The organism is Rhodopirellula halodulae (assembly GCF_020966775.1).
Taxonomy (GTDB): Bacteria; Planctomycetota; Planctomycetia; order Pirellulales; family Pirellulaceae; genus Rhodopirellula; species Rhodopirellula halodulae.
The window spans coordinates 261,475-274,729 of record NZ_JAJKFV010000011.1; the positions used below are offsets into that span (position 1 = coordinate 261,475).

Annotated in this window: 10 protein-coding genes; 6 read left to right on the forward strand and 4 right to left on the reverse strand. The window is 57.2% G+C overall.

Annotated features, from left to right (window positions below):
• Positions 1-247: 247 nt before the first annotated feature.
• The 6 genes from LOC70_RS09565 to LOC70_RS09590 all read left to right on the forward strand — a co-directional run bounded on the left by LOC70_RS09565 (position 248) and on the right by LOC70_RS09590 (position 9,160).
• Positions 248-433: a hypothetical protein gene (locus LOC70_RS09565; RefSeq protein ID WP_230253383.1), complete on the forward strand. Its 186-nt coding sequence runs from the start codon at positions 248-250 to the stop codon at positions 431-433.
• 134 nt (positions 434-567) lie between these two features.
• Entirely contained in the window at positions 568-1,857 is a 1,290-nt protein-coding gene (locus tag LOC70_RS09570; protein WP_230253384.1) for a DUF1559 domain-containing protein, read from the forward strand.
• 413 nt (positions 1,858-2,270) lie between these two features.
• Complete coding sequence (locus tag LOC70_RS09575; RefSeq protein WP_230253385.1) at positions 2,271-5,159, forward strand: PSD1 and planctomycete cytochrome C domain-containing protein; 2,889 nt, start codon at positions 2,271-2,273, stop codon at positions 5,157-5,159.
• Between the two features lies 1 nt (position 5,160).
• Positions 5,161-6,669 carry a DUF1501 domain-containing protein gene (locus LOC70_RS09580; protein ID WP_230253386.1) on the forward strand — a complete coding sequence of 503 codons (1,509 nt, stop codon included), beginning with the start codon at positions 5,161-5,163 and terminating at the stop codon, positions 6,667-6,669.
• 257 nt (positions 6,670-6,926) lie between these two features.
• Positions 6,927-7,244 (forward strand): DUF485 domain-containing protein, encoded by a 318-nt coding sequence (locus LOC70_RS09585; RefSeq protein ID WP_230253387.1) that lies wholly within the window; start codon positions 6,927-6,929, stop codon positions 7,242-7,244.
• Positions 7,241-9,160: a sodium/solute symporter gene (locus LOC70_RS09590; protein WP_230253388.1), complete on the forward strand. Its 1,920-nt coding sequence runs from the start codon at positions 7,241-7,243 to the stop codon at positions 9,158-9,160. Before LOC70_RS09585 ends, LOC70_RS09590 begins: the two co-directional genes overlap by 4 nt.
• Positions 9,161-9,350: 190 nt before the next feature.
• On the opposite strand, the gene folE is transcribed toward LOC70_RS09590, so the two are convergent.
• From folE to msrA, 4 genes are all read right to left on the reverse strand, one after another.
• A complete protein-coding gene (gene folE, locus LOC70_RS09595; RefSeq protein ID WP_230253389.1) occupies positions 9,351-10,022 on the reverse strand; it encodes a GTP cyclohydrolase I FolE in 672 nt (223 codons plus the stop codon).
• A gap of 254 nt (positions 10,023-10,276) precedes the next feature.
• Positions 10,277-11,302, reverse strand: a complete 1,026-nt coding sequence (locus LOC70_RS09600; protein WP_230253390.1) for a type II secretion system F family protein — start codon at positions 11,300-11,302, stop codon at positions 10,277-10,279.
• 11 nt (positions 11,303-11,313) lie between these two features.
• The gene (locus tag LOC70_RS09605; protein WP_230253391.1) at positions 11,314-11,976 is read right to left on the reverse strand and encodes a hypothetical protein; all 663 of its coding nucleotides are present in this window, start codon (positions 11,974-11,976) and stop codon (positions 11,314-11,316) included.
• A gap of 251 nt (positions 11,977-12,227) precedes the next feature.
• A complete protein-coding gene (msrA, locus tag LOC70_RS09610; RefSeq protein ID WP_230253392.1) occupies positions 12,228-12,956 on the reverse strand; it encodes a peptide-methionine (S)-S-oxide reductase MsrA in 729 nt (242 codons plus the stop codon).
• Between the last annotated feature and the right edge of the window lie 299 nt (positions 12,957-13,255).

The following is a 13,255-nucleotide window of genomic DNA, read 5'->3' on the forward strand; positions in this document are numbered from 1 at the left end:
CCTGAAAACGGATCCAGGCTAAGAAATAGAGTCACACGGAGTTCTGCGGTGAGTTTGCTACGGAACGCAGATATCGCGCCAAATCAAACGAGCATCGCCCAGGCCCCCAATTGGTGTTTGACTCAGCCCCAGCGATCCGGCACCATCAACCCGAAGTGGTGTTCCGTCGCACTAGCGATCCCTAGCGGGCAATCCAGCCCCTCTGCCGCTCGTGCTTTGGTTGTCTAGCAGTTGTGGATGGATGCAGATGATGAATCGAGTTTCTTGGTGGACCGCGTCGTTCTTTCTGGTCGCGTCTCTCGTGACAGGGGCCGGATGCACTTCTGAGCCCGTTGTGATTCAGGAGGACGAAGATGCTTTCGCAGCATACGACGCCGCCATGGAAGGAGCGGAATCCGAGGCGGCCGAAAATGCAGACGAGGTCGCTCCCTAAAGCTCGCATGGAGCCACTGTCTGTCGTTGCGACGCGTTGAGACGGGACACCACAACCAGCGGCGAACGCCGCGAAAACGTCCGAGGCGATTTGCCCGGCGAATTCATTCTTTTCTCTTTTCTGGATTTGGTGAGATGCTCTCTTTCGAAAACAGGAGTCAGTGCCCGAACGTTTGGGCGAGTGAGAATCGCGACTCGCGTCGTGGTTTCACCTTGGTGGAGTTGCTGGTGGTGATCGCCATCATCGGTGTCTTGGTCGGTCTGCTGTTACCGGCGGTTCAAGCCGCCCGCGAAGCGGCGCGGCGAATGAGTTGCAGCAACAACTTCAAACAGATCGGCTTGGGGGTTCACAACTATCACGCCGCTTACAACCAAATGCCGATGCACGGCACGGGGGCAACGAACGAGACCACCGACCTATGGTCACTGGCGGATGACCACGGAACCGCGCCGGCACCGCCCGTTGGTTTCAGCCGGCACATGCTGAGCTACCTGGTTGGCATTTTGCCTTTCATCGAGCAACAGGGCATGTGGGAGCAGATCTCCAACCCGTTGACGGATGAAGCCAATCGAACTTGGCCAGCCATGGGCCCCGCGCCGTATGCCGTTCGTTATCAAGCATGGCGGACCGATGTCCCAACGTACCGCTGCCCCAGTGATCCTGGCCGAGGCTTGCCAACCGTTGGACGCACGAATTACGCCGCGTGCACGGGCGACGCAACCAGTCGCACCCAAATCGGTGCATCGCGGTTCAATGGCGGTCAAGGACGCTGGCGTTACCAAGACGAAAACTGGTTGGTGCGTCAGTGCCGAGCAAACCTCCGCGGTGTGTTTGTTCCTCGCGGCAACACGCGTTTCCGCGACATCCTTGATGGGACGTCCAACACCATCATGTGCGGCGAGATCATCACTGACCTGGGTGACCGCGACATTCGCTCCGCGGCCGCACTTCAGAATGGCGGTCACGGCGGCCAGTGGGGCAACGGAATCATGGGCAACCCGAAGACTTGCGAAGACAACAACTTGATCGACCCCGCTCGCCCATCGTTTTGGCTCGCCGGGACAACGACCAGCGGTGGAGCCACCACTCGCGGCGGACGCTGGGCTGACTTCCGTCCCTTGTACTCCCAGTTCCTCTGCATTCTTCCTCCCAACAGCGAAGTCTGCTTGGGCGGGAATCACGGGACGGAGGGGATCACCACCGCCAGCAGCCGACACCAAGGCGGGGTGCACGTGTTGATGGCCGACGGTGCGGTCAAGTTCATCACGGACTCGATCGAAGCCGGCAACAGCCGTGCGGAAACCGTTTGGCACCGCAACGCCTCCCAGGAAAGCAGCAACGTTCCCGGGTCCGCCAGCCCCTATGGCTTGTGGGGTTCGCTGGGAACGCGTGCAGCGAAAGAAGTGATTGACGAGGAATTCTGATGCGACGATCGATTGCGTTGGAAGGTGACTGGAGGTCTTAGCGAAGCCTCAATCTTGCGAATTTCTTTCACGAGCCGAACGCTCGACGTATCCGTGATGCGTCGAGCGTTTCTCGTTTGACGCCGAAAATTCGCTCCCGAATGATCGATTTCAGCGTTTGCCGAGATCACGCGGGGGATCTATTGTGGGGGCGTCCACTCCATATAGATTTGATACGGTTCGCTTCTTCGCCACTGCGGTGTCCGAAGGCGAAGACGGGATCGATTCACGCGATCAAGTTCGCTAGCCGCGTCAGCCCGCGTTGCATTCCCCGCGTCGGATGGAGTCGGGCTCATCCACGATCACTGCCAACAGGGGTCTCTAGCAATGGGATCTTTGGCTCTCCGGGATGATCGTCAATCGATTCACTTTCTGTGTTCGTTCTGCAAATGAACTATTTCAATCTCGTCCTGCGTTGCAGCATCGTTTGGCTTGCAACCGGTTTCGGCGTTCCGGCAACCTCCCGCGCGGTTGATTTTGGAGCCGATATTCAACCGATCCTCAACGAACACTGCCTTGCTTGTCATGGCGGGGTGAAACAGGCCGGCGACTTGTCGTTCATCCATCGCGACAGTGCACTGTCCGTGATTGAACCCGGCGACGTCGACGGGTCGTACATGATCGATCGGATTGTGTCTGAGGACGAAGATGAAGTGATGCCACCGCCGGAACATGGGGCACCACTCAGCGAGAAAAAGATCGCTCTCTTGAAAGAATGGATCCAGGAAGGTGCTCAATGGAAACAAGCCTGGGGCTATGAACCACCGGTTGCCCCGGAGATTCCGCAAATCGAAAATCCAGACGCGTGCCGACAAACGATCGATCATTTCGTACGCAAGGAACTGCAAGAAAAAGGCGTTGAGCCAGCGAAAGACGCCCCGCCTCACCAATGGCTGCGTCGGGTGACGTTGGACCTGACCGGCGTGCCGCCCACGTTGCAAGAAGTTCGCGAATTCGAGGCGGATGCAAACTCCAGCGGTGATGCGGCCTATGCCGACAAAGTCGATCAGTTGCTTCAGACACCCGGCTATGGCGAACGATGGGCATCGGTATGGTTGGATCAAATTCGCTATGCCGATAGCCGCGGACTCGGGCTGGATGGCCGTCGCAATGCCTGGAAATATCGGGACTGGGTCATCGACGCACTCAACGATGACATGCCGTTTGATGAGTTCACGATCAAACAGATCGCGGGTGACCTACTGCCCGATCCCGATGTCCGTGACCTGCTGGCCACCACCGCCAGTCGACTGACGCAAACCAACGAAGAAGGCGGTACCGACGACGAAGAGTTTCGCGTGAGTGCGGTGTTGGATCGAGTCAGCACGGTTTGGCAGACATGGCAAGGCATCACGTTCGGTTGCGTGCAGTGTCACAGCCATCCTTACGATCCAATCGAGCACGATGAGTTCTATGAATTCATGGCGTTCTTCAACAACACCGTCGACTGCGATCTCAACGGCGAGGATCCGTTGCTGTCTGTCCCGCTGGATCCGAAGGATGAAGCACGTGCGACGCAGCTCGACCGAAAACTTCGCCCGTTGCGTCAACAGGTATGGCAGCAGGAGTACGACGCCGTCAGCGATGCGTCGCTGCAGTGGACTCACATCGAATCCTTGAAGGCATCGGCGACGAAGCAGACCAAGGTCGACGTCGAGCAACGCGAAGGACGCACTGAGTTCTTCACCATCGACACGCTTTCCAATGGCACCACGGTCTCACTGGACTGCGAGTTACCGGAATCCACCGACCAACTCACCGCGATCCGAACCACTTTCCTTCCACGTGATCCCAAGACTGCCTTGGCCGATTCCGAATGGGGCTTCGTGCTCTCCCATCTCAAAGCGGTTGTGGTGGATTCGGAAGGCAATGAACAGGAGCTGGAGTTCTCGCATGTGATCGCGGACGAACCTCAACCGCTGAAGAACCCTCGCTCGAGCATGGATTCCAAGAACAGCGATGGATTTGCGGCCTACAGCCGAATTCATCATGCCCGCGTCGCGGTGTTCTTGTTGAAAGACGCGGCGAAGGTAACTCCCGGTTCGCGTCTGAAGCTCGACATGAGTTGCCGTGTCCAAGCCCTGGGTGCTTTCCCGTTGGTGGTGCGTCGCGGCAGCGTGGATGTTTGCTCGGATCCGGCGGCGATGCAGGTTTGGACGGATGAGCGTTTCGCTTCCAAACGAGACGAGTTGTCCAAGCTTTCTGGCGAGCGTCGATCCATCAAGTCCGTTCGCATCCCGATCATGCGAGAACGCCCGGACCATCTGGCTCGCCCGAGTCATGTGTTCATCCGAGGACTGTTCCTGACGAAAGACAAACAGGTGCAACCCGATGTCCCCGCGGCCATGCCGCCATTGTCTGGTGAAGGTCCATACGATCGCATGGACTTGGCAAAGTGGTTGGTCGACCCGAGTAATCCACTCACGGCTCGAGTGACCGTGAACCGAATCTGGGCTCGTCTGTTTGGGCTGGGATTGGTTCCCACCGAAGAAGACTTTGGCTCCAGTGGCGAGCGTCCGACTCATCCGGAATTGCTCGATCACTTGGCATTGAAATTCCAAAATGAGCTCGGGTGGAGTTGGAAGCAACTGATTCGCTCCATTGTGCTGTCCAGCACCTATCGACAAGACTCAACGATCGATCCCGATTCCGAGTTCATCGACGAGCAAAACCGATGGTTGGCCCGAGGCCCGCGTTTCCGGATGCCAGCCGAAATGGTTCGCGACCAGGCCTTGTTCGTGTCCGGTTTGCTCTCGCCGGACGTGCACGGTGCTCCGGTTCATCCACCGATCCCCGATGGTGTGTGGAAACCGTTCCACGGTGGCGACAAATGGAGCACGCCCGAAGTGGGACATCCCGATCGTTACCGCCGTTCGATCTACACCTACACCAAACGCAGCATTCCTTACCCGATGTTTGCTGCCTTCGACGCGCCCTCTCGCGAATTTTGCACACCACGTCGTTTGCGGTCCAACACTCCCTTGCAGGCACTGACCACGCTCAATGACACGACATTTGTGGAGTGCACTCAAGCGTTGGCGAAACGGATCCAAAAGCTGGACGGTTCAGTAGGCGACCAACTTTGCGAAGGCTTTGAATTGGTCACGTCGCGCAAACCGACCGATGCGGAACGAAGAATCTTGGTGACCTTGCACGAACAAGCCAGCCAAACCAAACAAGAATCCGATGCCGAGCAAGGCTTGGCCGCATACGAAGCTGTTGCCTCGGCATTGCTGAACCTCGACGAAATCATGAGCAAATAAGATGCATCGCGAAACGATCTCTCAAACCCTTTTTCGTCAGTCCTTGCTGCAAACTAGCCGTCGGCACTTTTTGACCGAGTCGGCGGCGGGACTGGGGGCCATTTACTTGGCTACCGAGGGTGCGGCGAATGCTGTTCATGCAAGCTCCGAAACACCTCAAGGCTTTGCACCGCAACACGAAGCCACCAATCCACTCAGTCCCTTGGCACCACCCAAACCAGCCAAGGTGAAGCGGGTAATCTACTTGCACATGGTCGGTGCACCCAGCCAACTGGAGTTGTTCGACTACAAACCCGACCTGAAGGCACTCGATGGCAAAGAGTGCCCGCAATCGTTCCTGGAAGGCAAACGCTTCGCCTTCATCAATGGCACGCCACGCATGCTGGGCCCACAGTATGACTTCCAGCAACATGGTGAATCCGGAGCTTGGGTCTCTGAGTTGATGCCCAATGTGGCGAAACAAGTGGACGAACTGTGCTTTCTGAAAACGGTCAAGACAGATCAGTTCAACCATGGTCCGGCGCAGTTGATGGTCCACACCGGAGCCGCACCGATGGGATCGCCTTCCATCGGTTCTTGGGTCACCTACGGACTGGGCAGCGAGAACGAAGACCTGCCGGGCTTCATCGTTTTGCTTTCCGGCGGCCGCCTGCCTCGGGTTGGCAAAGCGTTGTGGAGTTCGGGTTTTCTGCCATCGGTCTATCAAGGTGTGCAGTGTCGATCCAAAGGCGATCCGGTTTTGAACGTCGCCAACCCGGAAGGCGTTTCCCGACAGGAACGCCGGCAAGTCTTGGACGCCTTGGCCGCGTTGAACCAGGAATCATTGAAACAGTACGGCGATCCTGAAACCGTCACTCGTATCGCCCAATACGAAATGGCTTACCGGATGCAAGCCGCGGCTCCCGAAGCCATGGACCTGTCGCGAGAGAGTGCCGAAACGCTGCAGGCCTACGGCGCGGAACCGGGCAAGGAATCCTTCGCCAACAACTGCCTGCTGGCTCGTCGTTTGGTCGAACAAGGCGTGCGGTTTGTGCAACTGTTCGATTGGGGATGGGACACCCACGGTTCCAACCGCAGCGAGTCATTGGAGCACGGTTTGCCGGACAAGTGCAAACAAACGGACCAACCCATCGCGGCATTGCTGGCCGATCTGAAACAACGTGGGATGTTGGAAGACACCTTGGTAGTTTGGGGCGGTGAATTTGGACGCACGCCAATGCGTGAAAACCGAGGCGGAACAACCATGGCATTCCACGGTCGCGACCACAGCCCCGAGGCATTCACGATGTGGATGGCGGGAGGCGGAGTCAAAGCCGGAATGACGTACGGCGAGACGGACCCGGTCGGCTACACCGCGGCCACCGAATCCGTGCACCTGAGAGACTTCCACGCAACGATGCTCCACCTGCTCGGTTTCAACCACGAGACCATGATCTACCCTTTCAAAGGCCTCAACCAACGCCTCACGGGAGTCAAAGAGAGCCGGGTCATCGAGGAAATTTTGGCTTAGAGATCGGCGTAGCCACCTCGTCACCGGTCGTCGCATCAATCAACGCTACTAAATCGACACTACTAAATTCGCCAAGCATTCGGACCTCACAACCGCTCGTCGCCGGATTCGCCAGAATTCGGGCTTCAACCAAATCGATTATCTAAATCCTGGACGAGTCCATCTGCAGCCGCTGCGTCACAACGGGGACTTTGATTCGTATAGACTGCGTCGTTCGATGATGGCCGTCTCGTCCCTTCGTAGAAAAAGTCCCCGCCTTGTCCGATCACGACCCCGCCTTGTCCGCCCACGCCCCTGATTCGTCTGTCGACTCCGCGTCACAAACCGTGACTTCCGCCTCCGCCCCGAAAGCCTCCCGGTTGGGGTTGGTTCTGTTTGTGGTTTACCTGCTGCTCTACGGCGGGTTCGTCTTGCTCAATGCGTTTGACGCCGAGACGATGGAAACGATCGTCTTCGCAGGCCTGAACTTGGCGATCGTGTATGGCTTTGGCTTGATCTTGGTAGCAATCGGAATGTCGTTGATCTACGGGCTGAAAACCGTGGACGAAGCTGCTGCGACGGAGGCATCCGAATGATCTACGAACCATCCATGACCGCGGTGGTGGTCTTCTTCGCTTTTGTTGGATTCACCATTGGGCTGAGTTTTTATCTCGGCGGCAAAGCAAAATCATCAGCCGGCTACTTCGCCGCTCACGGTGAGATCCCCTGGTTCATCAACGGCATCGCCTTCGCCGGTGACTACCTTTCCGCGGCGTCGTTCCTGGGGATCTGCGGGATGATCGCGGCCTACGGCTACGACGGATTCCTTTACTCCATTGGCTACTTGGCCGGTTGGATCGTCGCGTTGTTCGTGATCGCCGAACCCATGAAGCGGCTTGGCAAGTTCACCTTCGCCGACGCGCTCGACGCCAAATTCGATTCGCGAGGCATCAAGGCCGCGGCGGGGATCAGCACGTTGATCGTCAGCGTGTTCTATCTCATTCCACAAATGGTTGGTGCGGGAGTCCTGATTCAACCTTTGCTCGGTTTCCCTCATTGGGTCGGCGTGCTGTTGGTCGGCGCGGTTGTGATCACCATCGTGGTCACCGCCGGAATGGTTTCGACCACCTGGGTTCAATTTTTGAAAGGCTCACTGCTCGTTGTCTTCAGTGCGATCTTGGTCGTCATGGTTCTCCGTCAAGGATTCCAGGTCGACAATCAATCGTTTCCGTCTCGAGTGGTCCCCGTCCAAACGTTCGACCGCCAAGCAATCGCGGACGTGATGGGACGCTCGTTGTACGAACCTTCGAACTGGGATCCAGACAACCAGTACCTGCAATTCGCACGGGAAGATGGCGAGGGATACGACGTCTTTCGAGCGGACCAGCAGGAGGGCGGTTCGTTCGTCGTTTCAGAAGCTCAATCCATGACGACCTTGGCCGATGGGTCCATCTTGATCGGCGGACTCCCCAAAGGCGGCGAAGCCGGGCAAGGTCAACTGCGTCCCGTCGGCCGAATCAAGATGCTCCCCAACGAATACATTGGGCAGACCGGAACAGGACCTCTTGGACCGCTGAAATTCTTCGATGTGCTGAATCGCAGCACGGTGGTTTTGTGGGGCAACGAAACACTTCAAAACGCTGACGGTTCGACCACCAAAGTCTTTTATCAAAAGCCCACCAGCGGTTCACAGGTGCTTCGCCCCGGCGAACACCCACGCTTCGCGGGAATTCGAGGCGATGACTGGATGGGCAAGTTGAACTTTCTATCGCTCATGTTGGCGTTGTTTTGCGGCACCGCTTCGCTGCCACACATTCTGATCCGTTATTACACGGTCAAAGACGCCGCCGCAGCACGCAAGAGCACGGTGGTCGGTATCACCAGCATTGGTTTCTTCTATGTGCTGACGCTGTATCTGGGATTGGGTGCCATGACCAGCGGAACATTGGACGTGACCAACAGCAACATGGCCGCGCCTCTTCTGGCTCGCGGGATGAGCGGTTTGTTATTTGCCATCATTTCCGCGATCGCGTTCACCACGGTGCTTGGCACGGTCAGCGGATTGATCTTGGCCAGCAGCGGAGCGGTCGCTCACGATTTGCTCAGCGGAGTGTTCGGCATCGAGCTTCGTGAACACAAGCAAGTCCGCGTGGCCAAGTTGGCGGCCGTCGTCGTCGGAGCGATCGCGATTGTGCTGGGGATTGTGTTTCGCAACCTCAACGTCAGCTACTTGGTTGGATGGGCGTTCAGTATTGCTGCCAGCGCCAACCTTCCCGCGTTGATCATGTTGCTCTTTTGGAAACGCACGACCGCAAAAGGCATCATCGCCAGCGTCATTGTTGGGATGTTCAGCTCGCTCGGATGGATCCTGCTTTCCGCCGACACGTTCGAGAAAGTGTACGGAATCGATCCCGCCAGCAGCCCCGTCCCGTTCAGCCAACCTGGTTTGGTCACGATCCCGCTGGCGCTGATGACCTTGATCGTCGTGTCGCTCATGACCAAGCCAAAGTAGGTCAGGCCCCGCCTGACGATCAAAAATTCTCAGGTCTCACCTGACGAAACGACTGCTCGGCGTGGAACGTGGCAACACACCTAACATGGCAATGTCCGGTGGAACCGGACCTACGGATTTCGGCGACCTCAACGTGGTACGGTCCGGTGGAATCGGACCGACATCGTGCGCCGCCGAAACAACGGGCGTGTCAGTTCGATTGGCGGTTGATCAGACCCAACACTTCGGCGCGAGATTTCGGATCTGTCTTGAACGCACCACGCATCGCACTGGTCAAGCACAAACTGCCGGGTTTGCGAATGCCACGCATCGTCATGCAACTGTGCGTGGACTCGACCACCACGGCGACACCGCGAGCCGACAGACGGTCTTCGATCAAGTTGGCAACCGTGTGCGTCAAACGTTCTTGCACCTGAGGACGCCGCGCGACTTCTTCCACCACGCGTGCCAGCTTGCTCAGTCCGACGACTTTCCCGCTGGGCAGATAAGCGATGTGAGCTTTGCCCGTGAACGGCAACAGGTGGTGCTCGCACATGCTGCAAAAGCTGATGTCGCGGACCAAGACAATTTCGTCATAGTCCTCTTCGAACACCTTGGCCAAATGGCGACCGGGATCGGAATGCAAACCGGCAAACATTTCGGCATACATCCGCGCGACGCGAGCCGGCGTTTCCAACAACCCGTCTCGTTCAGGATCTTCGCCCACGGCGTCCAAGATCTCACGGACAGCCGCCTCAATCCGTGGGAAGTCAACGCGGTCGTTGTGAGGCGCGTTCTTGTCGACAAAAAAGGGAGTTCGTTCGGAGGTCGGTTCTTTGTCGGCCACAGGCTTGTTCGAATTCTGGTTGGTGGGGGCAATCATGGGCATCGGTGGAAAAACGAGGCGGTCGCAAAGACGACGGGCGAAATCGGCGTGCTCCATGGGAGTCCGCCTGCTCAACAACGAGATGTCGAGCTCGCCGCACGCTCGCGGTCGCAACTCAACCCAGGACTATAAACGAGTGACCAGGGTTGCGAAGATGAGCAATCGCACCGAGAGCCAGATTTGCTTCAAAACCAGGCAAAAACCGCATCGCGTGTCCGAATATTGATCTGAAGCACCTCATTTTGGCGATTTCAAATCGGCTCAAATCCCTGCTGGTAAAACCCCATGACTTTTCCAAAGATGCGGAAGATCATGAAAATCAAGAACATTGAAACGGCCACCCAAATGATCCCCGTGGCCACTCCCGCGATAGTTTTCATTGCCCCCTTAGCACGCTCGTCATAGTCCTTGGCCAACTGGTCGATGGACTCCGCGTCGGTGCCGGAAAGTTCCGCGATTTCGATTTGGGTAATGAACTCCTCAGGAAACAAATGAGTCCCATTCAATGCTTCGCTCAAGGTCGCGCCGCCACGAATGGCATCCTCGGCCGGCTTGGCTCCGCTTCGATAGTACGAGCTATCAGTGGAATCGAGCGATAGCTTGATGGAGTCGATCGGATTGATTCCAGCGTCCAACGACAGCGACAACGTCCACGCAAACCGAGCCAGTGTGATGGTCTGAATCGCGGGTCCAATCGAAGGAACCTGGTACACCAACGGCACGATGTTCTGTACCCCACCGACGTTCTTACTGAAGGCAACATAAAGTCCGCCGAGCATGGCTGCGAACGCGGCGATGTAAGCCCAAAAGATCAGGACACCTTTGGGTCCGCGCAAGCCGAAACCAAGCATGTCCTCCATCTGACCGCCTGAGGCCGGCGTCAGCACTCCCATGATCCAAATCATGAGCGACACAACGCCGATGCCGATCAAGAATTGCAACGCGGGCCAAGCAATCGCAAGAATGAAATTCCGACGCAACGTGTACTGCTGCGCGTAATGTTCAGCGAGCGCCAACATGGTGCGTTCCAGCCGGCCAGTCGTCTCGCCCACGCGAGTCATCACGACCATCAATGGCGGGAAGAAGGATGACTCCTTCCGCATCATTTCGCTGATTGCATGCCCGTCTTTCGCACCCTCGCGAATTTTGGTCATGGCGACTCGCTGACGAGCGGAACCGTGCTTGGCCTCGCTCTCCAGCAACTTCAACAAATCCGCACCCGCTCGCAATCCAACGCCAAACCGGCGACTGAAATCGCGGCAAGAACGCAAACCCATCCGACGCGAAATCACCGCTTCACCTCCCCGGCATGTACCGAAGCACGGGCACGCAGCCGATCGTTCGGCGAAGCGATCCACGCGGGCAACTGACCAAAGTGGTGAGCGTATTCTCGTTTTGCATAAGCCAACAGGTAATGCGGATCAGCAGCCTTGGACCTCTCGGTGCTGACAGATGACTTCGACGAAGGTGATGGATGCTTTGTCAGACGGCTCAACCGATGCAGAGCCAATTCGTAAGCCCCTTGGGCTCGCAAGCGTTCACCGTCATTCAACAAACGACGTGCGTTCTGAACCAATGCCTTCGCATCCGCGATGGTTTGTTCGGTCGATGATTTCGCCGCGAACGAGCGAGGATCATCGCCCAAAATTTGTCGGTCCATCTCTTCTTGATCAATGATGGTTGCCGAAACCGACACACCGCCGGCAAGTGCGGAACCGCCCATGGCTGTTCCGTGGGTAAGCCCACGCCGTGACGCTCGTCCGCTCTGATACGAACTACCGCCTCCAAACGTGCCTGTGCCACGGTCGGGAATCAACATGCCGCCCGTCGACGAAAACCGTCGCACGCTGGGAAGCTGCACCACTTGAGCTTGAGACACCTCCGCACCAGCGGACAGCCCCCAAATGACACTGACGACAATCAGCAAAGCACGCTGACATTGAAGCGGCACGGCGCAAGCCGTCCGGTAACCGAGCCATCCCGCCAAGCTACATCGGCCCGCCAAACAACACCGGCCCGCAACGCCAACGAAGGAAACGACCGCTCCCCTCGCATGCGTCTGGCTCTGGTATCGCTTTTCTGGCTGTCCAACGTTCACAAGGCTGCCGTCACATATGCCGTTACTTTCCCACCCGTAGCTTCAGCCAGGGCACACGACCAATGTAACGCATCACCCAGAAAACACAGCGGCCGGCCCAAACACTACTTGGCCGAGTCTTTGATCTTATCGCCAAAGGTTCGATTGAACTTGCGAACCTTGTTAGCGACCACGGCGCGACAATAACCAGCGTTCGGATTCAACCGAAAGTAATCCTGGTGATACTCCTCGGCCACGTAGAATTTGGTGGCGGGTTCGATCAAGGTCACGATGGGATCGCGGTACTCCTTGCTCATCTTCTCGATGACCTTCTTCGCAATCTCGCGTTGCTCATCGTTGTGGACGAAGACGCTGCTTCGGTACTGGGGTCCCGCGTCGGCGCCTTGGCGATTGAGCGTGGTGGGGTCGTGGGTTTTGAAGAAGACTTCCAGGATCTCTTCGTAGTTCGTTTTTTCTGGATCGTAGTAGACCTGCACGGCTTCCGCGTGGCCCGTCTTTTTGCCGCAAACCTGCTCGTAGTTCGGGTTCGGGACTTTCCCGCCGATGTAACCCGAGACCACATCATTGATGCCTTCCATGCGTTCAAAGACGGCTTCCGTGCACCAGAAACATCCGCCGGCCAGCGTCGCGATCTTTTCACCGGAACGCGTTTTCACGTCCACGATTTCCGAATCCAGCGGCAACCCGTTGTAGTTGGGATTCGCGTTGGGATCGCTGGACTGATTTTGAGGCGGAGCGGCTTGTGAGCAGGACACCGAAATCGCCATCATCCCGATCGCCGCGAAAGAGGCCAGCGAACGCGAGAACAAGGTTTGGATCGAGGATACCGGCATCAAATGCTCCTTCAGAAATCGGGATTTCGGCCGTGATCGAGGTGGTAAATGGGACTCGAGGTGGCCTACCGGGTTGATTGTTACGCCGTGGAAACTGAATACGCAGTGGATTCCGAGCTGGATCGCGGGATATGGCCCGCAGAAAACACTTTTTTGCGGTGTGGAAAGGTTCGAAGGCCAAAGATTGTGGCTGGGAGGTCGCCGCCGAAGACATTCCATGAGGCCGGTCGAACGCCAATTGGCCACCACTTTCCAAGTGACGAGCGACCACCACCAATCCGTTCAATCTCATCAGTGAG

Bases quoted from the DNA above. Each gene is read 5' to 3' on its own strand.
- LOC70_RS09600 (WP_230253390.1), bottom strand. From the start codon at position 11,302: ATGGGTTTGCGTTCTTGCCGCGATTTCAGTCGCCGGTTTGGCGTTGGA.
- msrA (WP_230253392.1), bottom strand. From the start codon at position 12,956: ATGCCGGTATCCTCGATCCAAACCTTGTTCTCGCGTTCGCTGGCCTCT.
- folE (WP_230253389.1), bottom strand. From the start codon at position 10,022: ATGATTGCCCCCACCAACCAGAATTCGAACAAGCCTGTGGCCGACAAA.
- LOC70_RS09570 (WP_230253384.1), top strand. From the start codon at position 568: ATGCTCTCTTTCGAAAACAGGAGTCAGTGCCCGAACGTTTGGGCGAGT.
- LOC70_RS09590 (WP_230253388.1), top strand. From the start codon at position 7,241: ATGATCTACGAACCATCCATGACCGCGGTGGTGGTCTTCTTCGCTTTT.
- LOC70_RS09565 (WP_230253383.1), top strand. From the start codon at position 248: ATGATGAATCGAGTTTCTTGGTGGACCGCGTCGTTCTTTCTGGTCGCG.
- LOC70_RS09580 (WP_230253386.1), top strand. From the start codon at position 5,161: ATGCATCGCGAAACGATCTCTCAAACCCTTTTTCGTCAGTCCTTGCTG.